At 66.7% G+C, this 20,096-nt stretch carries 19 protein-coding genes and 2 pseudogenes; 8 read left to right on the forward strand and 13 right to left on the reverse strand.

The annotated features are described in order from the left end of the window. The first annotated feature begins 130 nt into the window (after window positions 1-130). Window positions 131-511: a hypothetical protein gene (locus tag OG574_RS10895; RefSeq protein ID WP_326773018.1), complete on the forward strand. Its 381-nt coding sequence runs from the start codon at window positions 131-133 to the stop codon at window positions 509-511. Between the two features lie 3 nt (window positions 512-514). Here the strand turns inward: OG574_RS10895 and OG574_RS10900 are convergent, their stop codons facing one another. Both OG574_RS10900 and OG574_RS10905 read right to left on the reverse strand, forming a co-directional pair. Continuing rightward, entirely contained in the window at window positions 515-853 is a 339-nt protein-coding gene (locus OG574_RS10900) for a hypothetical protein (protein ID WP_326773019.1), read from the reverse strand. 978 nt (window positions 854-1,831) lie between these two features. Beyond that, window positions 1,832-2,866 (reverse strand): hypothetical protein, encoded by a 1,035-nt coding sequence (locus tag OG574_RS10905; RefSeq protein ID WP_326773020.1) that lies wholly within the window; start codon window positions 2,864-2,866, stop codon window positions 1,832-1,834. A gap of 425 nt (window positions 2,867-3,291) precedes the next feature. Between OG574_RS10905 and OG574_RS10910 the strand changes: the two genes are divergently transcribed. Then, complete coding sequence (locus OG574_RS10910) at window positions 3,292-3,681, forward strand: hypothetical protein (protein WP_326773021.1); 390 nt, start codon at window positions 3,292-3,294, stop codon at window positions 3,679-3,681. A gap of 211 nt (window positions 3,682-3,892) precedes the next feature. On the opposite strand, the gene OG574_RS10915 is transcribed toward OG574_RS10910, so the two are convergent. Next, window positions 3,893-4,273 carry a hypothetical protein gene (locus tag OG574_RS10915; RefSeq protein ID WP_326773022.1) on the reverse strand — a complete coding sequence of 127 codons (381 nt, stop codon included), beginning with the start codon at window positions 4,271-4,273 and terminating at the stop codon, window positions 3,893-3,895. Window positions 4,274-4,591: 318 nt separating this feature from the next. Here OG574_RS10915 and OG574_RS10920 point away from each other — a divergent pair. Further along, a pseudogene (locus tag OG574_RS10920) lies at window positions 4,592-5,383 on the forward strand (Eco29kI family restriction endonuclease). A gap of 208 nt (window positions 5,384-5,591) precedes the next feature. Here OG574_RS10920 and OG574_RS10925 read toward each other — a convergent pair. From OG574_RS10925 to OG574_RS10950, 6 genes are all read right to left on the reverse strand, one after another. After that, on the reverse strand, window positions 5,592-7,637 hold the full coding sequence (locus OG574_RS10925; RefSeq protein WP_326773023.1) for a hypothetical protein: 2,046 nt from the start codon (window positions 7,635-7,637) through the stop codon (window positions 5,592-5,594). A 112-nt stretch (window positions 7,638-7,749) separates the two neighbouring features. Next, window positions 7,750-8,226 (reverse strand): WhiB family transcriptional regulator, encoded by a 477-nt coding sequence (locus OG574_RS10930; protein ID WP_326773024.1) that lies wholly within the window; start codon window positions 8,224-8,226, stop codon window positions 7,750-7,752. Window positions 8,227-9,050: 824 nt separating this feature from the next. Next, a complete protein-coding gene (locus OG574_RS10935) occupies window positions 9,051-9,860 on the reverse strand; it encodes an aminoglycoside phosphotransferase (protein ID WP_326773025.1) in 810 nt (269 codons plus the stop codon). Between the two features lie 81 nt (window positions 9,861-9,941). Further along, complete coding sequence (locus OG574_RS10940; RefSeq protein ID WP_326773026.1) at window positions 9,942-10,154, reverse strand: hypothetical protein; 213 nt, start codon at window positions 10,152-10,154, stop codon at window positions 9,942-9,944. Beyond that, complete coding sequence (locus OG574_RS10945) at window positions 10,151-11,260, reverse strand: radical SAM protein (protein ID WP_442816810.1); 1,110 nt, start codon at window positions 11,258-11,260, stop codon at window positions 10,151-10,153. The genes OG574_RS10940 and OG574_RS10945 overlap by 4 nt, the downstream gene beginning before the upstream one ends. A 357-nt stretch (window positions 11,261-11,617) precedes the next feature. Further along, window positions 11,618-11,962, reverse strand: a complete 345-nt coding sequence (locus tag OG574_RS10950) for a DUF6415 family natural product biosynthesis protein (protein ID WP_326773027.1) — start codon at window positions 11,960-11,962, stop codon at window positions 11,618-11,620. Window positions 11,963-12,177: 215 nt separating this feature from the next. Between OG574_RS10950 and OG574_RS10955 the strand changes: the two genes are divergently transcribed. From OG574_RS10955 to OG574_RS10965, 3 genes are read left to right on the forward strand one after another with little or no spacing between them, the layout of a single operon-like run. After that, window positions 12,178-12,438 (forward strand): hypothetical protein, encoded by a 261-nt coding sequence (locus OG574_RS10955; RefSeq protein WP_326773028.1) that lies wholly within the window; start codon window positions 12,178-12,180, stop codon window positions 12,436-12,438. Further along, a complete protein-coding gene (locus tag OG574_RS10960) occupies window positions 12,410-12,937 on the forward strand; it encodes a DUF6879 family protein (RefSeq protein ID WP_326773029.1) in 528 nt (175 codons plus the stop codon). Before OG574_RS10955 ends, OG574_RS10960 begins: the two co-directional genes overlap by 29 nt. 21 nt (window positions 12,938-12,958) lie before the next feature. Beyond that, on the forward strand, window positions 12,959-13,825 hold the full coding sequence (locus tag OG574_RS10965; protein ID WP_326773030.1) for a helix-turn-helix domain-containing protein: 867 nt from the start codon (window positions 12,959-12,961) through the stop codon (window positions 13,823-13,825). A 791-nt stretch (window positions 13,826-14,616) separates the two neighbouring features. On the opposite strand, the gene OG574_RS10970 is transcribed toward OG574_RS10965, so the two are convergent. Then, on the reverse strand, window positions 14,617-14,964 hold the full coding sequence (locus tag OG574_RS10970; protein WP_326773031.1) for a hypothetical protein: 348 nt from the start codon (window positions 14,962-14,964) through the stop codon (window positions 14,617-14,619). After that, window positions 14,964-16,040, reverse strand: coding sequence for a hypothetical protein (locus OG574_RS10975; protein WP_326773032.1), 1,077 nt, complete (start codon window positions 16,038-16,040; stop codon window positions 14,964-14,966). Before OG574_RS10975 ends, OG574_RS10970 begins: the two co-directional genes overlap by 1 nt. A 135-nt stretch (window positions 16,041-16,175) precedes the next feature. Here OG574_RS10975 and OG574_RS10980 point away from each other — a divergent pair, with 135 nt between their 5' ends. Continuing rightward, window positions 16,176-17,834 carry an IS4 family transposase gene (locus OG574_RS10980; RefSeq protein WP_442816811.1) on the forward strand — a complete coding sequence of 553 codons (1,659 nt, stop codon included), beginning with the start codon at window positions 16,176-16,178 and terminating at the stop codon, window positions 17,832-17,834. Here the strand turns inward: OG574_RS10980 and OG574_RS10985 are convergent. Continuing rightward, window positions 17,831-18,172, reverse strand: coding sequence for a hypothetical protein (locus OG574_RS10985; RefSeq protein ID WP_326773034.1), 342 nt, complete (start codon window positions 18,170-18,172; stop codon window positions 17,831-17,833). The two genes, OG574_RS10980 and OG574_RS10985, sit on opposite strands and share 4 nt — an antisense overlap. Further along, on the reverse strand, window positions 18,169-18,624 hold the full coding sequence (locus tag OG574_RS10990) for a hypothetical protein (RefSeq protein ID WP_326773035.1): 456 nt from the start codon (window positions 18,622-18,624) through the stop codon (window positions 18,169-18,171). Before OG574_RS10990 ends, OG574_RS10985 begins: the two co-directional genes overlap by 4 nt. Before the next feature lie 194 nt (window positions 18,625-18,818). On the opposite strand from OG574_RS10990, the pseudogene OG574_RS10995 reads away from it, so the two are divergent. Next, a pseudogene (locus tag OG574_RS10995) lies at window positions 18,819-19,498 on the forward strand (transposase); the annotation flags it as partial. Window positions 19,499-20,096: the final 598 nt, after the last annotated feature.

Below are 20,096 nucleotides of genomic sequence, written 5' to 3' on the forward strand. Positions count from 1 at the left end.
GGGCGCATGCAGATGGGTCCTGTGCGGGCAATTGGGCCCAGCCAAGGTCGAGTTGGAGCGAACTCCTAAAGCGGGTGTCGCAGGTTCGAATCCTCCCGGGGGGCGGGGTACTTCTCGTATGCTCCGGCGCATGCGACGCACCTTCATACTGCTCGCCCTCGCCGCTCTCGCGCTGGCCGGCTGCACCACCGAGGAGGACAAGGCCGGGAGGTACTGGGACGGCTACCGGTTCGGCGAGCAGACGGCGACGGACTACGCGAAGCGGGTCCTCGACAACAACTTCACGTACTGCACGACCGGCGGGGAGGCGGCCGCCCGGCAGGACATGTGCACCCGCCCTGGCGGCCCCGACACCCGGTACCCCGCCTCCGTGGGACAGCGGGAGTGCGCAGAATCGCTCCCTGACGGCCTGGATGGCGACGAGCGCGACGCATGGAACAAGGGCTGCATCACCGGCATGGCTCTCGGCGTGCCGGACGTCGTGACGTACGGGGCCGATCCTCAAAAGTGAGCCTCAGGACAGTCTTGTTGGCTGGCCAGGTCTGGCGCCGGACGGCTGCGGCAGGGCGTCTCCTGTCGGCTCTTCTTGGCAGGCGTTCCGGAGGCGTTCGTCCATTTCAGCCCTCAGTTCAGTCAGCCGCGCATACAGCACCTGTTCTTGCTCGGACAGGTTTCCGGACTTCATCCTCGCCAACAACTCGTCCATGGCATCGGACAGGACACCCAGGCAGGTCTGAGCCGCCTCGTCAAAGCCGCGATCGTACACACTGAAGTAATAGGCGCGTCCGCTCTCCTTGGCCTCCTCTCGTACCGCGTGGCCGAGCTCGCGCAACATCTGCTTGCCCCTCGACATGCTGCCCCTCCCCTTCCCCGTACTCGACACCGAGTTGCTGAAGGTACCGCCCGGCTGGCCCAGTTGGCGACAACAACCGCTTACGCCCGGCTGGCGACTGCCTACCCCGCTGCGGGGCCTTCGCCGAGCGACGCTGATGCGCCGTGACCACCGTCGGGCGCTGGGCCGCCAGCGCGAACGTCTGCGGACCATCAGCGCAGGTGAGAGGCGTCACAGACCAAGGCAGCATCCTCACTCAGGTTGCTTCGCGGCGAAGAGGTCATCACGCTAGGTGCGACCCATCGCATCCGCCGTCGAGCCTTGCTCTGGTCGACGGCGGACAGCGTGGCTTAGGCCGGTAGGGGTATAGCGAGGCACACGCGCGCCGGCGCGGTCGGCTGACCCGCCATCGTGGCGGACTGTCGTCGGCTGAGGCTCAGACACTCCTGGGCCCAGCTCCGCCAAGGATCGTTCGAGGCGAAGGCACCCTGCCATTCGCGTGCCAGATCCTGCGGGGAATCAGTGGGAACTCGCCCCGGGTGCGACCAGGACTCCAGCACCACTCCGCCGCAGGTCAGCGCAGCAACCGCCGCCAAGAAACCCGAGCTTCCCAAGCTCAGGGCTCGCATTCCCACTGAGGCGTCCCGAGGCGACGAGGCCTAGGCGCGCCAGCAGTGAGGAACAGTCGGGCGTGACGCTCGGGTCCGAAACGGACCGCATTGATCACGACTCCAGACAGGCCCTAGGAGCGCGGGGTGTTGACGGCAACAGACGTCACCCAGTGCTCAGGGGATGGGGCGGATTCCCCCACATGTCCCCCCGGAGACCTTCAGCCGTGGATTTCTCCAGGTCAGCCGTTCACGAACCGGCCCGCTGTAAATCTGCCGGTCTACCACAACGACCCCGGCGTACGTGTTGATGCCGATTCGCGCCCTGCGGAGACAGGGCAGCCTCATCACTTTAAGGGGGTGATGAGGCTGCCGCTCCAAGTCACCGAATCTAGTTCGGCAGCCGTTCTCGTTGCCAGAACGGTGTCATACCGGCTCGTACCTCCTGGGCCGCGGGCGCACGGTCGAAGGTGTGGGGATGGGTGCGGTAGACGCAGTCGATGCCGTAGCGGTGGAGCAGGTCCAGGTCCTGATCGGCCGGGCGTGTAGGGAACAAGGCCGTTAGGCGTGTGGCTGGCTCGGGCGTGTGAGGGGCGTAGTCCAGGAGTTGTGCCAGGGCTTCTCGTACGAACCGGCGGGTGCTAGACCGCTTGGCTTCTACGACTTCGCTACCGTCCGGCCGCGTCAGGTGCAAGTCGGTGATGCCAGCCGGCGTGCGGAGTCGCTGAGGCTGTTCAATGCCGAGCGAGTCGGTGTATTCCTGGAGGAGGAGCGCCTCGGTACGGTGGACGACCAGTTCGCGCTCCGTGAGCGTGTATCGCGTGGTCTGCGTGCGAAGAGCCTCGCCGTCCACGATGTCCGTGTGGGTGCGCAGCGCTCGTGCAACCGGCTCCTGTAGCTGCCGGCCGAGTTCGGCATCCACCTGTGCCTCGATGCCGAGGCCATCGAGGATGGTGGTGGCCTTCTCGGGATCCAGGATGCGCAAGCCCATGAAGTTGTCGCCGACATTGAAGCCGGGCAGGGCCCATATCTCCTCGTAAGGGATCGCGGTAGGAGCAAAGGAGAGCAGGCTGTAGACGTTGTGCCAGCTGCCTTTGGTGGGGTCTTCGGTCCACATGCTGTTGGCGAACTGGGCATTCCGGAAGAGCGCACCGATCTCGCCAATGCCGCGTACGTGGTTTTTGCCGGTGAAGAGGACGATGTCTCCGGCGTGGAGGCGGTCCATCTTCGCGTCCTGCACGCTGGTTGCTCCCCAAAAACGGGCGGCGCCGCTGGGGTGGAACTCATTCAGTTGCTTGCGCTGGCCTGAGGCGAGGAAGCTGGCGCGAGGATGAGTAGTGAAGTCGACGTGGGCGTCGAGGGTGTCCCCCCAATGGCGACGGGCGGCAGGGTTGCCGTAAGAGGGCTGGATGACAACGAGCGGCACGAATCCCCCTGGATATGAGCCTGCTTCGAATATTCCTGACATCAAATTAGTTCCTTGGTCTCACTCGTCAAGGGCGGCCGGCAGGCCCAACTGTTGTGTGACCAACTCCTGTTGGTGACCTCACCAGCGGTTTCTTCGACGACTGGTCGGCCGAACTACCGCTCCGTGCAGTGTGGTTACTGCCGAGGTCACGATCCTCAAAGTGTTGCCAGCGCAACTGCTGGTACCCAGGAATCGTCGTGGACTGCCCCTGGGCCCAAGCCGCCGTCACGGCGGGGCGAGAATGACCTCCGACGCACGAGCACGCAAGGCGGACACCCACCCACATCACGAAGCTCCCCGACAACGACCAGCTCCTGGCCCACTACCGTGACAACCTCACCGACAAGCAGATCGCCGCGATGTACGGCTGCACCGTCCAGGCCGTGAACCTGCGACTCACGTGCCTGGGCATCGAGCGCAAGCCCCATAGCAACGCTGCCTCGGCGCTCATCGCGCAGGCGTGGCCCAGGGCCGACTACAAGCGCCACGAGATCACGCGCTTCTCGCTCGCCCACAAGCTGTGGGTGTTCATACGCCGTAACCTCGGCGCCCCCCTCACCGAGAAGCAACTGCACCAGTCGCTGGCCTTCGAGCGCTATATCCGCGAACACCACGTCGTCCTAGACCTGGACCTGCCGCAGTCCAACCCGTGGGTGTTCCGGCCCCGCCTCCACCAGGACGAAAGCCTCGTCATCCGGTGGCCCGAGGACCGGCCAAAGCCGTCGCTCCGAGACTTGGACCCCCTACGGCTCCCCATGGAGCCTAGGGAGTGACCGGCGTGGGGCCTGCGGGCGGCGACGGCGGGAGCGTCTCACACATGGCAAGTCCGGCTGCCTCGCGGCCATCAAGGGATCTCATCTACCGGCACGTCGGGGTGGTCGAAGCCCAGTTGCGCTGCTTACACACGGCATCCGAGGCCGCTCAAGCGGCCATCACCAACAAGTCGAAGCCACCAGGGGCAGCCGGCATTACCTTCGTCCGCGTTCAGGCTGTGGCTTCGCCGGGGTCCTCGTCCTCGTCCTCGTCCTCCGAGGAGCCGCCCCGCTCATAACCCGACACAGGAATTTCGCGGCCATCAGCGAGCCTCCTCGTGTACCCGGAAACCGAGTGCCTAACGGGCGGTTTCCGTCGCTCGTCCTCCTCCACAGAGTCGGCGGCCGACCCGGTGTCCTTGGTGCCGTTCTGCTCCATGGCCTGCCTGGAGACCACGACCGCAACGGCCATGGCCGCGGCCACGCCGCCGACCGCGCCGCACGCGGCGTGGATCGCCGTCCTGTGCTTCCCGTACCAGTTCTTCGTCTTCTCGACGAAGGAGGTGGGCTCGCCTTCCCCGGAGGTGGTCTCTCTGGGCGTGGAGTCGTTCACGCGCACACATCTACCGGACCCATCCCTCGCCTGTACGGCAATCACCCGACATCGCCTTACCAAGTTCAGTAGCGACGAGGCTCGCGACAAGCAGGTCCGTCGTCTCAGGACTGACCTGTCCGCGGTGCGCATGGTGGAAGGGCCGACTGCGGTGCCGGGTGGCGAACTGCCAGCAGTCCTCACCGCACGGAGGCCGTCACGACTTTCAACCCTCAGTCCAAGCACAGGGTCTCTAGGATCTTCGGCATGTCGATCTCTTCTTCGGATGCGTCATCCGGCGACCGGTACGGCCGGTTCAACCCGCTGGGACTCGCCCAGATGAGCGAGAACCTGCGCAGCGCGTTGGAGGCCCAGCCCAGAGTGGCGCTGGCCGGCTTACAGCCGTTCACGGGAGCGGGCCTGTACGCGCTCTACTACCGGGGCAATCTGCCGATCTATCAGGATCTGAGCGAGACGCTGGTGCCGCTTTATGTGGGCAAGGCTGAGGCGGGAAATAGTAGTTACGGCGACTCGCCAAACGAGCGAAAACCCAAGCTGTACAAGCGCATAGACAAGCATCGGGCCAGCATCAGTGAAGCGAACAATCTCTCGGTTGAAGATTTCGACGTACGCTACATACTCCTGGACGATGTATGGATCGTCTTGGGCGAAAGAGCACTGCTGCGCGCCTATAGTCCGGTCCTGTGAAACACACTGCTTACTGGTTTCGGTTCGAATCCCCCCGGTGAAGCACGCACGAATCCCAGGTCCTTCTGGGACACCCTGCATCCTGGCCGGCCGCGTGCCGCTAACTACTTGTGCAACCGACTCCTGACCCGCAACGAAATCGAGCTTCGCGTTAACGAAGGCATCACCGTTTCGCTTATGGCCCCTGGCACTGATCGCGACCAAGCACTCGCGCAGCTGCGCGGACGCAGGTACCAGGCTATCTGGTCGCTCCCGACCAAGAAAGAAAAGGACAAGCGCCCTATAGTCTATCGACCAGATGCCTTCATTGAGGAAAACACCGCGTTCGACGTCTCGGCGGAATCCGAAACTTGGCGAGCCGCCCAAACGACCAGCGTCGTAACAGGGAGCGATATTGAAGATTTCGACGATGAAGACGACTAAAACAGCGATGAGTAAGGGGGCTACTAAGCTTCGGAAGAGCGACGTGATGTAGATCTGGGAGGCCTGCCCGTAGGCTTCGATAAAGGTGCTACGCAGCTCATAGATTAATCTGGCCGCCGCGAACTTTGCGCCACGATGACATGGCAAAGGGATCTCGGCAAAACGTGAGTAGGGAGAGAGGATCCCGGGAGCCCCTCTCCCTGTCGTCCTATCCGTTTGAGCGAGCCATCTGGCGCTCGGCGACCCGTGCCCAGTAGCTGATCTGCGAGTGGGCGTTCATGAGGTGGCTAAGCAGTTCGTTCGGCTTAGCCCACCCCTCCTTGTCGAGGAGAGGGCCACCCTGAGCCTCCTCCACGTTGGCGAGTTCATCAACATCAAGGTTGATCTGTTCGACGTACTGGATGATTTGGCTCTTCAGGCGCGTCGCCTTCATCCGAGGGGTTTCGTTGGGGGGCGTCACGGGCCTCGGCAGAGTGGTGCCCGTGGCGTAAACCTCGTATCGCAGCCACTCGTCCTCGATCGGCATGGGTTTACCTTTGGGATCCTCGTGCCAGTTTCCATACTCGTCTCGTACACCGCGCTGGAAGTCTCCACTCTCCGTAACGCGTCGCGGGTATGTTCCATCGCGCCCATCGACGATCGCCTGGGCGAGCAACCGCAGGCCCTGCTCATCGCGAAGCATCGCTTCCAGGATCTGCTGCGGGCCGCGCTTGTCCGCCCCGGTGTTGCCCATAGCTTCGCGCCGCAGTCCGCCCCATGCCGTGAGGTGGTACTGAGCTACGGCCGCCAATTCGAGCCGATTGACCCACCGGACAGGGTCGGGATGAGAGCCCCTGGGGTCACCGCGCAGTTCCGCCAAAGCTGCTTCAAGCAGTTCCTCGGGGGACCTACCGGTCACCTTCCACTCTGCGGTCCCAAATCGCGGAAGTCGGGCGCAGCGTAGGTATGCGGCGCGCATCCGCTCCGACCGCTGACGCTCGGCGTCCGTCGCCTCCAGAGTGGTGGCGACGCTCCGAGTAGGCCGCAAGGCCAATTCCGCGATTACGTCGGTTCGCCGTCCGGTGCTGACGCTCTTCTTGGCGGTTACGTCTCGGATACCTCGTTCGACGAGTCCTCGATGATGCTCGCGAAGCAGGGCGGCGAGGACGAAAGCAGCTTGCTCGTCTCGCTCGACTGGTAGTCCCTTGTCTTCAGCTTGTTCCGGGGTAAGAAGACCCGCGAGGTAGTCGTGGACGGGGTCGTCGAGAACGTCAGCGCCGCGGAGCACCTCCAGGACCGCTTCGGCCATGGCCTCGAGCTTTCCCGTTTGGCTCCACGGCCGGGGAGGGTCGACATGGAGCATGCCTACAAAGGCGTTGACTGCACGCGCGTAGTCGTATCCCTGCCTTGTAGGGGTGAAGCGGAGGAACACACGGGCCGGTGTGATCAGTGCGTTGCGCTGTCGGATTAGTCGCCGGCGGGCGGCGGGACGCAACGCGGCGGGGTCGGCCTCACTGATGGATCCAATGAAGCGTCGATAATCGTTACGGCTCGTGGGAAAATGGTAATGGGTTTGAGGGTCGGTGAGTCCCAAAACCTGGTGGGCGTTCGTGATGCGACTGGAACCGTCCGCCGTTCCTAGGAGGGGCATGGAAGGTTCGCCGTCGCGGTGTCCCAATTCGAAGAAGACGACGTTCACCGGCATGGCGATTCCACGGGCGGCGATGGACTCCCGCAGGTTGTTGTTCGCCAGGATGAATTCTCGGGCCCGCTCCGTCTCATCCTGCACGTGGCTGACGTCCTCGCCCTCGATCCAGAGCGTGGTGGTCTCGCCCGGAGCTGAGCGGGGTCCGGTCAGCGGGCCCGAGAATCCCTCGGCGCCGGCCGCTGGATACACCCTCTTCTCCATGGTGCGGTTGTTGGTCGGCAGCGGTACCAGTCCGGGCACATAGAGGTCGAGGTCAATCGCCTCGATCACGCCCCCGGCGATGTTGACGCGAGTCGGACGCCTCAGCAGAATCCTCAGCTCGCTGGGGTCAACAGCGGCGTGGGCCAATGCGGTGGCGAACTCGGAGGGAAGCCCGGACTCCTCACCCGCCCTGGCGGCACGAATCACCGCCACCTTTTTCGGCAACGCGGGAAGGTCGGTGTCGCCGAACCGTGACCAGATCGCCGCGCTGTCCTGCTCCGTTTCCTCATCCGCGTCGAGCGCGTCGTCCGGCTCCTCCACTTCCTCCGTCGTCTCCTCGTACTCGAGGTTGTACTGAGCGGTCACGGTGTCCTCCGTAAGTGCTGTGAACAGTCTGGGTGTGCGCGGTGACTCCGTAGAGGAGCCCCGAGCGGGGGCCGCCGACGGTGCTGGTGAATCGTCGGCGGCCGCCCCCCCCTCAGGCAGTGGGAGGCAGGTCCGGGCGGCGCTTCTCGAGCTCGCGCAGGTCGCTGCGGATCGAGCTCTCGTCGCGCTGGAGCAGCTGCGCCATGGTCACCGTCGGCACGCGCAAGGCGTACAGGGCGTCCACCCGTCGCCGCCGCTTGGTGATCTCACCGCTCTTCCGCCACTTCTTCCGCCGTTCTTCGGCGGTCTCCCCAGCCAAGAAGACGTGCTCGTCCCGGCTGTCGAGGGCGTAGCGGCGACAGCTCTCCAGCAGCAGGCACGTACGGCACATCGCCCGGGCCTGTGGGAGATCTCGCTCCGGCATGGTCGACTCACCGTCGAAGGCGGCCTGTTGCTCCTGCTGGGAGGGGAACCGCTTCGGATCCCAAGTGCTGCATGAGGCCTCGCCCATGGGCGGGCCGAAAGGCTCCATCGCCCAAAACAGGGCGTCCGGCGGAAGTACGTCTTCGATCTCGTCGTGGGGCTCCACTGCACGCCTCCTCAGACCACGGCTTGCGTGGTGCAGAAGACGAGGGGGTCACGCCCACGTTCTCTTGATCGACAGTTGGCGCCGCTCGAGTCTCTAGACGTGCGAGACGATCAGTACTAGGCGATTCCCAGTCCTGTCGCGTGCCTGCGCCCTTCGGCGCTCGCACGGCTTGCGGAGTGACCCCCGCAGCGAAGCCATCATCAGTGTGGCACTCGACTTCGCCGATTCAGGAGAAACGCAAGGGGAGTTGGAGGACTACCTGTCGAACTCGCTCTCGCAGGAGTCGTGTTATTCGCGTCCGAGCGGCGCGTGGGGCTCTGCCGGACGCAGCGACTACTCATCGGAGGAACACCTTCCGGTGAATACACGGTGGCGCCCTGGGCCCAGAGCAGCTGTTTCGAGCTCTGTCGCAGGTCAGCGGCTCCACTCTGCCAAACAAGATCAGTCTCTTCTAAGCGCTTGGCCGTTTCGGAACGTGCCACAGCCGTGCCACATCGTGCGGTCAAACATGGTCAACGACGGCCCGCCGCAGTCGAGATGCGCCGTTCACCTGGGCTGCAGCTACAACCGAAGTGACCTGGGCGGACCTGTCGACGACCACCTCCGCCCTTACGAGGCAGATGTCGGCGGTTCGAAACCGTCCGCGCCCACCGGAACTATGTCCCTGGTCAGTTGACCTGCGTCGGCCTCTTGGAGATCTCTCCAGGGGGCCGATGTCGTCTCCGGAATCCACATGGAGTCCGCATCCCCATGTAACCAAGACGTCGACAACCTGATCCGCATCGCCGACGCGCTCGGCGTCCCGCTCCGCGACCTCGTCTGGCCTACCGTCCCTCGGCCAGGTGGTCAGCGAGCAGGGCAGCGTGGCGAGCCATCCCCTGCTTCCACTCGGTCGGCGACTGCTCGGAGATCTCGCGCCACAGCGCGGCCGTGGCCAGCCCGAACGCGGCGAGCGCGCCGGGCTCGGCGTTGCGCCACGACGGGAACCGGTCGGCGAACCTGAGCGCATCCCCAACCGAGTGGCCGGCATCCATGAGCCGCAGCGCCAGCGCCCCCGGATCGATCCATGCAGCGCCCCGCGTCGGCCACGCCCAGTCGACGAGGCGGGCCCGGCCGCCGGTGATCAGGATGTTGTCAGGGGCGAAGTCGGTGTGGAGCAGCGCCCCGCCGGCGAAGTAGCGCAGCGTTCCGGGCGGCGCATAGTTCTTCCACCGGTCCGCGGCCTCCTTGATGTCGACGTCGGCTGGCGCGCACACGGCCTGTAGCTCGGCGAGCGCGGCCTGGACGAGTGGGAGGTCCGGGGATCCGGGCGCGTAGTCGGCGTGCCGCCCGTCGACGACCTCATATCCGAGCAGGCTCCACCCCGCGGCCTCCAGGTGCCAGAACAGGCGGGGGCAGGAGACGGGCAGGTGCGGGGCGATGGCGGCCTCGCGGCGCTGCGCGTCGACCTGATGGTGGTCGACGGGGATGCCCTTGACGAACACCGGGCCGGAGTCTGTGTCGAGGACGGAGGCGATGCCGGAGTTCATGCCGCCGGACACCGTCACGGTGTGATGCACGGCACCCGTCTTCTCGGCGACAGCCCGGCGGGTGTCAGCGGGGAGCTGCTCGAAGGCGATGCGAGGGATGGACACGCGCTGATCCTCGGAAAATTGGGGGGATGCCGCCCCGGCCAGAGTACGGGCCAGGGCGGCATGGTGGTGCGTGGTGCGGTTCTAGTAGGGCTGGTCGTCGCCGGCCGAGCAGGAGCACCTAGCGCCCTCGGCGGCCACGTCGAGATCGGCGATGATCTGGAACTCGTCCGCGCGGATCGGCGTTGCGGTTAGCAGGAGCAGCGGGGTAGCGGTCGCGTGCCCGGGCGGCCGGGTGCTGATGGTGAGCATCACGGGCTCGCGCGGCGGGACGATGATAGCGGTGGGCGGTGTCATGATCCGTAACCTCCGTGTTGGCAGTAGAGCTCTCGTCGATCCCCCGCCTCCTGGTAGAGCTTGGCCAGCGGCCGGCACGTTCGGCACGTGCCGACCTTTGTGCAGCCGGAGCATCCACCGGTGCGGAGTTGTAGGGACTCGGCGATCTGGCCGAGTCGGGGGAGGGCATCCAGACCCTCGGTGATCAGGTTCACGCTCGGGTCGCGGCCGACCTTGCAGATCGAGGCGATGCCGTGCGGGTCGACGTGGAAGAAGGTGTGGCCCGCGTTGCAGCCGGTGAACACGCTGCGCGGCGTCATGTGGGCCTCGGCTTGGGAGGCGAGCGGGTTGGCCTCGCCGTCGATCGTCGGCGACATGTTCGTGAACACCTGATGCGAGAAGCCGTACTTCTGGCACAGGGCCACCATGTCGTCGACCTCGTGGGCGTTGTCGTCCGACACGATCACGTTCAACCGGACCGGGAGCCCGTCGGCACGGGCGGCGTCCAGGCCATCGAGGAACCTGCCGAACGAGCCGCGGTTCCGGGTGACCTTCTCGTAGGTCTCCGCGGTCGCCCCGTACACGCTGACGGTGAGCCGGTACGGGCGGTGCCGGGCGAACAGCTCACGCATCGGAGCCTTCCGCAAAGACGAGCCGTTCGAGGAGACCTGCACCATCATGCCCAGCCGATGGGCGTACTCGTAGGCCGCGCCGAACTCTCGGTCGATGAGGGCCTCGCCGCCCGTGATCTGCAGCCACAGGACGCCGGCGTCGCGCATCGTCCGGAGGAGTTGCTGTTTGCCCTGCCAGTCGAGGCCCTCGAACCGCTTCTCTCCGAGATAGCAGAACTCGCAGTCGTAGTCGCAGCCGAGGTTGATCTCCCACGACGCTTTCGCGTACCCGTACCGGGAGCTCTCGCGCACGAGGAGGTCCGCAGCCGGGGGCCGGTCCAGGGTCAACCCCCATGCCTGGCGGGCGGCTTCGTGCAGCCAGACCGGGGCGGCGTCCGGCCCGCTGAGGGCGCGTAGCTCGTTGTAGCGGGCCTCAGGGATACGGACGCCGGAGGGATGACCGGGGTGCAAGAGGAGGTAGTCACTGAGGAACGGGCTGGCGATCAGTCGGTGCACGAGCGGTCCTTCCGCGGAGGGGCGGTGCGGCAGATGGGACGGGGAGGAGGTCCGCCGGACGGGGCGTGGGACTACGGGGTAGGCAGTTCATGTTGGGCGGGCCGCTCCCACTGCTCGGCCGACGAGCGGCCCGCCCTGTCCCACCGCCGATCAAGCTTCGGCACCCGGCGGCGGGGGTCTAGTGGCGGCGCGAGACGGGCGCCCGCTGGTACGGGGGCGGAGTGACCGGGCACAGCGGGGCGTGGAACTCCACAGTGGCGCCAGGCCCGGACGCGCTGAAGACGTCAGTCTTCCGTGTCTTCTCGCCCGGCCGGATCGGCTCCTGACACGTCCAGCAGATCCGGACGCCCTCGTGGCTCACCGTTCGCCTCCGGCGAACCCGTCCAGAGCGCGGAGCCTGCGCCCGAGCTCGGTGATGGTGAGGCACGCGGCGAGGCTGCTCGGGCTGAGTCCCTTGGAGAGCTCCTCACGTGCCGCGTCGATGGCCGTGTCCCGCGCGTACCAGGCTCGTGTGCGCGGGGTGATGCTGTCCATCTGGGCCTGGACCTTGGGCAGTAGCCGCCGGATCTCGGACCGCAGTTCCAGGCTGAGCAGTTCCCTGGACTGAGGGTCCGGACGGTCCTGGTACGCCGAGAAGGCGTCCCCGAGGAGGGCGGGGATTCTGTCCGGAGCATCGAGAGCTCGGGGTTGAGTCGTGGGCATGGCGCCTCCGCAGGGCTATCCCGCTCGTCATCGAGCGGCGGTCGTTGCCGCGTGCATCGACGCTAGGACTGCGGCGTGTGCTACCTCCAGGAATGTTCACCGATGTACACGGATTCACTCTGTGCAGGTCAGTGGCCAGTTCGAGTCCTTGACTCGATAGCCCGCAGGGTTGATGTTGGTGTTCATCCATGCACATTCCGAGTTCGGAGGCTGACGTGGAACTACGTTTCATCGGGATCGACCCCAACACCGGTACGAGCGAGAGCCCCACCGTGTGGGTCGACGAGAAAGAGCAAGAGTTGGTCATTCAGGGCTGGAAGCCGTCGCCCGAACTGGAGGCGGCAGCAGCCGCGTTCACGGTCCCCGGGCATGCCGTGGGGATCCCCGACCATGAAGCTGTCGTGCGCGTGCCCGCGCGGATGGTGACGATCCTGAGGGAGGCCTGCGATGCCCTTGAGCGCGCCGCCGTTTCCTGAGCTCATCGGCACCGCTCAGCACTCCGCCGTGCACCTGGAGATGCGCGACGCCTACGGGGTGACGAACGAAGCCGACGACTTCGCGCGCTGGCGGGAGACCGGGGTGCGGGACGTCGACCCGCAGTCGGAGGCCTGGGGGCCGTGGACGGACCTGATCAAGGCGACGATCGCCCGGGGCGTGACCGTGCGGCGAGCGCGCATCGTGTCCGAACCCGTGAGCGACTACATCCGCTACGAGCACGGCGGCACCGCCGTCAACGTGGCCGCGGGCGAACAGGTGCGCTGGCTGCCTCGCCGGCGCGCCTCGGGGATTGCGCTGCCGGGGAACGACTTCTGGTTGTTCGATGGGCGCCTGATCCGGTGGAACCACTTCACCGGCGCCGGACTGTTCGCAGGCGCGGAGGTGTCCGAGGACCCGGCCGAAGCGAAACTGTGCGCCGAGGCGTTCGAGACAGTGTGGGATCTCGCGATCCCACACGACCAGTACGAGATCAACTAGCGGAAGTCGTAAGGCCAGTTCATGCCCACATCCCCCTCGTCGTCCGCGCAGAGAGCCCGCGAGCGCGTCGCCGCAAGGCTGCGTGCACTGCGCGCCGACGCCGGGCTGACAGGGCCTGAACTGGCCAAGCGGTGCGGCTGGTCGCACCCGAAGACCTACCGGCTGGAGAAGGCGCAGACACCGCCGTCGCCCGACGACATCCGCCGCTGGTGCGCTGCATGCGGGGCAGACAGTGAGGCCGCGGCCCTCGTCGAGCAGTCCATCGACGCGGAGGCCATGTACACCGAGTGGCGACAGCACGTCCGCCACGGGCTCAAGCAGCTCCAGATCACAACCGGCCGCCTGTTCACCAACTCGCACCTCTTTCGCGTGTACTCGGCGACGCTCGTCCCCGGGCTCCTGCAGACCGTCGGCTACGCGGCCGGCATCCTGCACATCTCCGCGCGGTCACACGCCTTGGAAGTCGATGACAGCCCGGCGGCGGCGCAGGCCCGGATCGACCGGTCGAAGATTCTGCACGAGCAGGGCCGCCGCTTCCTGTTCGTCGTCGAGGAAGCGAGCCTCTACTACCAGCTCGGCGACGCCGCGGCGATGGCCGCGCAGCTTGGCCATCTGCTGACGGCCGGGGCCCTGCCCGGGGTCTCGCTCGGCATCATTCCCTCGGACACTGTCGAGCGGCGCCAGTGGCCGCGCGAGACGTTCCACGTGTACGACGACAAGCTCGTGTCCGTGGAGCTGGTGACGGCTCAGGTGCGGATCAAACAACAGTCAGAGATCGACCAGTACCTGAGCGCCTTCTCCGAGCTGCGCAGCATGGCCGTGTACGGGGCCGACGCCCGTGCCCTGATCGTGAAAGCCATCGACACACTGGACCGAGCCGAGGCATGACGAAAGGCCCCCTGCGTGGTCGCGAGGACCACGCAGGGGGCTGTGTCGTTCGGGGTCGGACGTACTGGCGTCGCTGCGGATCGAGGCCGGCCGCGGTCGGCGGCGTACTGTCCTCCGGGTCCGGTTGCTCCGGCGGCGGGGCTCCTGCCCGGCGGCACGTCAGCGCATCGGGGTCGTCGGCAGGGGTCTGCCACGTGTAGCCGTCAGGGCACTGCGTCGTCCCGTCCGTCCTGTCCTTACCGTCCTGCCCCGCGGGCCCGGGAGGACCGGAAGGGCCGGGCACGGTCGAGTCGGCGCCAGGCGCACCCTGCGGCCCCGGGGAAGGGGTGATCGTAGGCGCCGGTTCCCCCGATGCGCCTTGCGGGCCTCGCGGGCCACGTACGAGCACGGGATCCCCGACGCGGTCCGGTAGATCGTCGACCGCCCGGGACGGATCCGGCGCCGCCGGCGTCCCACCTTCCGCCTTGACCTGCTTCCGCAGGATCCGCACGTCCTCCGCAAGGGTCGTCACCGCGTCGCCCCTCCGCCCGGCCTCCGCCCCGAGCTCGTCCGCGCGGCGGGCCTCGGCGTCGATACGCAGCCACACCGTGAGCTGCGGCGGGAGGTCGTACGCGATCTTCGAGGGCAGGAGCCGCCGGTGTCGTACCGCAAGATCGCAGCGTTGCTCGGGGTGTCGCTAGGGACCGTGGGACCACACACGCCAGCAGACGGCCGGCACTCGCATCGCACTGGCCGAACAAGCCGTCGACAAGACATGGACCGAGCTCAAGGCATGGCCCGGTCCGGCCCGCTCAGCCGCCGACACCCCACCGCACGGCTGCCGCGCCCCCCAACACCAGAGCGGGTGAGACCCAAGCCCACCCCATGACGCGCCGCACGGGCGGCAGGAGCCACAGAGCCCCGGTCGACCCGGCTGCCGCGATGGTGACGACGCATGACAGGACGATGCCGCCGTAGGCGTCGTCGTCCCAACTCCCGGACGGTCGGATGGTCATGGCCATCCAGCAGAAGTACGCGGCGATGAGGGTGAGCACCGCGAACGGCAGGGCGAGGACCACCCGCAGGCAGCCCCGGTCGTCGTCCGGGTGGGCGGGACGGTCGGGGTGTGCGCGAGCGGCAGGGCGGGCGGGGTCTGTCATCAGCGCAGTGCGTTCCTTGCGTCGTCCAGATTGTTGGTGAACCCTCGCCCGTAGGCCTGGGCGTCGTCGCCCTCCCAGTACGGGCCGCCGTTGTAGCGGGCGGCGAGCTCCTGGTACTGGGCCGGGGTCATCTCCTCCGCCGGTACGTCGGCGAACTCGCTCTCCGCCTTCAGCTGGGCCAGGTACTCGGAGGCGATGAACACGTTTTGCCCGGGGTCCTGCAGAGCCTCCTCCACCATGCCGCGCTGCTGGTCGGTGAGGTGGTCAGGGTCGTAGCCGAGGACCTCCGCGCCGCGGCGCACCTGGATGGCGATGGGGCCGAAGGACGTGTTGTCGGGGTCGCCGCCGAGCCGCCACGGCAGGTTCTCCGGAGTGATCGGGCTCAGCGGGGAGTCGGCCTGCTCACGGATGGTGTCCGTGAGGTCGTCGAGGATGCCGGGCTGTCCGCCGACCTCCTGCCAAGCGATGCCGGCGACCATGTCCGGCGGCAGCCCCGAGTTCCGCGCCGCGGCCTTGATGATCTCTTTGTTCGCCGCGATCCACTCGGTCCGGTCCTGGCTGTCCGACGGCGGATTCCAGTAACTGTCCTTCGCCCCGGGGAGATTGGCGACCTGGAGGCGGATGTCGCGCAGCGTCGGGGAGACGATCGCGTCACCGGCGGCGGGGTAGTAGTCCTGCTTCGGACCACTGCCCGCCAGCCGCGCCAGCGGGTTCGATCGGGCCTCGGCGGCTTCCCTCTGCAGCTCCGGGATGGCTGAGACGATCTCGACGCGTTCGATGAAGCCCATCCGGAAGTCCGGCAGCAGGTCGTAGGCCTGCTTGAGCTCGTGGACGCAGAGGTCCCGGGCCTCCTTCTCGGTGGTCTCCGCCAGGTGGAAGTCGCCGCCCGCGGCGTCGTGCAGCCGGTTCGCCTCGTCCTTGATGTCGTCGACGTCCATGGTGAACTCGGCGAAGAAGTCCATGACCCCGGTGGTAGCCCGCATGTCCTCCCACTGGCGCATCGGCTCCGCCTCCTGCGCCTCGCGGGTGATCGCCGTGCCCTTGGTGTGGATCAGCTTCGCCAGGGCCTGTTCCAATGCCGCGTAGTTAAGAAGCCGCGGGTGGCGTCAACTTGATCAGCTCGGTGGGTCTTGCCTGGGCGGGCATGGAGAACGGGACCTCTGCTACAGCAGTGAAGCCGTCCAAGGTCTTCACGCTGAGCAGGGGTCCCGTTGTCCGAGCAGTCTGCCATGACCAGTTTCGTCCGCACCATCACCGTGGCGAGGGGCGTCTTCGCACCGGGGCATCTCGGGGAGTTGACGCAGTATCTGCCCTTCGAGCTGGTCGATGACGTGCTGGCGAGGTCGCGGGCTGTCCAGGGCAGGTTGCGTCTACTGCCTTCCCGCGTGGGGGTGTACTTCGTGCTGGCCCTGGCTGTCTTCCCGGCCGTCGGCTACCTCGGGGTGTGGGGCAAACTGGTCGCCGGGCTGGGCCCGCTGGCTCCGGTCCGGCCTTGTGAGAAGGCCCTGCGTGACCTGCGTCGCAGGATCGGAGCCGCGCCGCTGCAGATGCTGTTCGAGACCGTGGCCGGCCCGATCGCCCAGCCCCGCACCCCGGGGGTGTGCTACCGGAAGTGGCGCACGGTCGCCTTCGACGGCTGCAGCTCGCTGCGGGCCCCCGACCAGCCGCGCGTCCGCGCCTGGCTGGGCAAGATCCTGAACGCCGGTTACGGCCCGGAGGGCTACCCGCACCTGCGACTGATGGCCCTGTGTGAGACCGGCACCCGCGGCCTGCTCGGCGCCGTCTTCGGCCCCACCAGCAAGGGCGAGACCCACTACGCCCGCCGACTCCTTCCCCTGCTGAACGCCACGATGCTGGTGCTTGCCGACCGCGCCTTCGCCGGGAACGACTTCCTCATCGACACCGCCGACACCGGCGCCCAACTGCTGGTCCGGCTCAACTCCCGCCGTCGGCCGACCGTCTTCACCGCGCTGCCCGACGGCTCGTTCTTGACCCGGTTCCAGGACCGGACGTTCCGCATCATCAACGTCGACATCACTGCCACCTGTGACGACGGCACCCGGATCAGCGACCACTACATGCTGATCACCACTCTGCTCGACCACAGCACCGACCCCGCTGAGCGACTGGCCCGCCTCTATCACGAGCGCTGGGAGGTCGAGTCGGCCTTCCTCGCCCTGCGGCACACCCTGCTCACTGGCCGAGTCTTGCGCTCCTGCGACGCTTGCGGTCTGGAACAGGAACTGTGGGCCTGGCTCACCGTCCATCAGGTCCTGCGTCGAGCGATGTGTGACGCGGCCGAGTCCCGCCCGGGCACCGACCCCGACCGGGCCAGCTTCACCATCGCCCTGCAGGCCGCCGCCGACCAGATCGTCGACGCTTGCGGCATCACCGGCGACGACAGCGACGGCGGCGGCATCGCCCGGGCTGTCCTGGCCGGGCTGCTGCCGGCCCGCCGACCCCGGATCAGTGCCCGCAAGGTGAAGTGTCCGATGTCCCGCTACGGCACCACACAGAACGAGACCCGCCCACTGAGCAGCCATTCCTTCAACCGCCTGGACATCACCGTCCTCGCCGCCACCGAGCAGCCCACAGCCCTGCCACCGTCCCCGGCGAACACCGATCGACGCTCCCACGTCTTCCGACTCCTGGCGGCAGCCGATCCCGGCCAGGACTGGACTCCCCGGCAGATCGCTGACGCCCTCAAAATCGACCACATCCGCAGCCTCTCGGCGCAGATGGGGCAATGGATCACGCAGAAGTTCCTCATCAGGTCAGGTCATGGCCGCTACCGACTCCATCCCCAATGGGTCAAGACACCCCAACCACCAGCGGGTTCACGAGACTCGACAGCTACCATCCCGGCTTAACTACGCGGCATTGGGGCCTGTTCGTTGACCTTGCCGTTGGAGTAGTACGACTTCGCCGTGGTCAGCGCGTACGCGTAGCTGCGCAGGGCGCTGTCGGCCTTGGCGTAGCCCTCGGCGAGCCGGGAGAGCAGCTTGCGGCTCTCGGCGAGGCGCGTCTCGTAGTGCTCGCTTCCCTCGCTCTTCCAGCGGGTGTGCTTCTCGGCGCGTTCCGCGGACGGGTCGACGGCCGCGAGCATGTCGTGCAGGCGCTTGTACTCGTCCGCGTTCCGCTCGACCAGGGGCGGGCTGCAGTTCTCCAGGAACTCGACGTCCTTACGGTGGCTGATCTCGCCGCTCATCGGGCCTCCGGGGCGACGTACTGGCCGTAGTGCAGGACGTTGTCGAGGAAGTGCTGGGCCGTGGCGTCCTCGATCTTCACGAAGTGGCCGCCCGCGGTCCGCAGTCGCGTGGAGAGCGCCGCGAACAGGGCGACCGCGTCGAGGTACTGGTCATCGGCGAAGGCGGAGAACCGCGCCACCTGCGCGGCCACGTCCTCGTGCGCCCGCGGATCCCGCGCCATGGTGGTGAGTTCGGCATCGGGCCGGCTTTCCTGAAGGAAGCCGGCGATCTCGATGAGCAGGTTCGAATTGCCGTTGATCGACTCGGTCTTCGCGACCAGGCTCCCGGTGTCGGGGGCACCCCCACCCCCATCGCCACCGGCCGCGGGCGGCAACTGGTCGATCTGCATGCCCGTCGCCCGCCGCGTCAGTGCGTCGGCCTTTAACTGGGCCCATTCCTCTGCGAAAGACAACCTGATCCACTCCCCCATGGTCCTGTTCTGTCTCGGACAGTGAACCGATCATGACATCGGGGTGTCCGCAATGGGGGCATGGTTTTCCGTCACCTTTCTGGCACTATGGCTTCGCCTGGGACGACTGACCTGCCCCACCTCTCAGGTTCCAGTTTTGGTGGCTAGCTGACGGCCTTCGCGAAAGGCTGCCGGACATGCCCCGCGCCTACCCCGCTGAGTTCCGCGCTCGTGCCATCGCGCTGGTGCGGGCAGGAAAAGAACACAAGCAGACGGCCGTTGACCTCGGCATCCATCCGGTCACGTTGTCGAAGTGGTTGCGTCAGGACGACGTCGACAACAGCCGACGGCCCGGCAGGGTCTCGGAGGAGTCCGCAGAGCTGCGTGCAGCACGGCGGCGGATCCGCGAGTTGGAAACCGAGCTTGAGATCGTCCGCAAGGCCGCCAAGTTCCTCGGCGAGGACAAGCCGGCCCCAAAAGGCTCTACCCGGTGATCGACCGTCTCGTCGATGCCGGGGCACCGGTCGACCGATGCTGCCGGATCCTCGGCGTCGCCCGGCAGAACTACTACAAACACAATCGCACCCCCACCACACCGCGGCAGTTACGGCGGGAGTGGCTGACCGGGCTGATCCGGGAGGTCCACGTCGCCTCACGGGGCACCTACGGCTACCGCCGCATCCACGCCGAACTCACCCTGGGAATGGGACTCCAAGTGTGCTCGAGGACCGTCTCGGTGCTGATGACACAGGCCGGGATCCGCGGACTGCCCGGACCAGTGCGAGTGAAGCGACTGCGTGGCGTCGTCACCGCCGACGACCTGGTCAACCGGAAGTTCCATCGGCTGCGTCCCAACGAGCATTCGGTCTCCGCGATCCCGGCGGACATTGCGCTGAGGGCCGGCTGGGCCCTCCGTAGCACCGGCAAGGGAACCCTCCCCGAGCCCCTCAAACGGCGACCGCACTTCTTCGTCGAGGCATGGCGCCCCGGACACCCCTCGAAAGTCCTGCTCGTTGCTTCCAAGGGGACTCACGGAAAGTCGAGTCAGGTACATATACAACTGGCCACGGCGACAGCCCACGTGGAATCGGTGCACGTTGGAGCGCATGGCGCGGTCCCGTTCCTGCTGGTCGGCACCGAGATACCTGCTGAGGAGAGCCTTGTCGTCCACCTGCTGGAGGCGCCGGCAGAGACTGTCCTTTACCCGTCTTCAGGGGAGCAACCTGCAGACCTGGACCTCGTCCTGGAAGACCGCAACGAGCTAGCCGAAGTGAACCTGGTTCGTGAGCGACGTGGAGAGCGGACTGTCTCCGAGTTCCAGGTGCGACCAGACTCCTTCGCGTGGTTCAGCATCGTGCTGGCCCGGGCGGAAGCGGCCACGCTCATGGCGTTCACAGGCGGTGGAAAGCCGACGGCTCAGTACCTAACCAACGAGCAGGGAAGGCGCCACTTCCGCCACGACAATCAAGCTGGCA

Source organism: Streptomyces sp. NBC_01445, from assembly GCF_035918235.1.
GTDB lineage: Bacteria > Actinomycetota > Actinomycetes > Streptomycetales > Streptomycetaceae > Streptomyces.

Excerpts from the sequence above, each read along its gene's own strand:
- OG574_RS10900 (WP_326773019.1), bottom strand. The coding sequence starts at position 853 with ATGTCGAGGGGCAAGCAGATGTTGCGCGAGCTCGGCCACGCGGTACGA.
- OG574_RS10895 (WP_326773018.1), top strand. The coding sequence starts at position 131 with ATGCGACGCACCTTCATACTGCTCGCCCTCGCCGCTCTCGCGCTGGCC.
- OG574_RS10950 (WP_326773027.1), bottom strand. The coding sequence starts at position 11,962 with ATGCCCACGACTCAACCCCGAGCTCTCGATGCTCCGGACAGAATCCCC.
- OG574_RS10970 (WP_326773031.1), bottom strand. The coding sequence starts at position 14,964 with ATGACAGACCCCGCCCGCCCTGCCGCTCGCGCACACCCCGACCGTCCC.
- OG574_RS10965 (WP_326773030.1), top strand. The coding sequence starts at position 12,959 with ATGCCCACATCCCCCTCGTCGTCCGCGCAGAGAGCCCGCGAGCGCGTC.
- OG574_RS10985 (WP_326773034.1), bottom strand. The coding sequence starts at position 18,172 with ATGAGCGGCGAGATCAGCCACCGTAAGGACGTCGAGTTCCTGGAGAAC.
- OG574_RS10960 (WP_326773029.1), top strand. The coding sequence starts at position 12,410 with ATGCCCTTGAGCGCGCCGCCGTTTCCTGAGCTCATCGGCACCGCTCAG.
- OG574_RS10940 (WP_326773026.1), bottom strand. The coding sequence starts at position 10,154 with ATGACACCGCCCACCGCTATCATCGTCCCGCCGCGCGAGCCCGTGATG.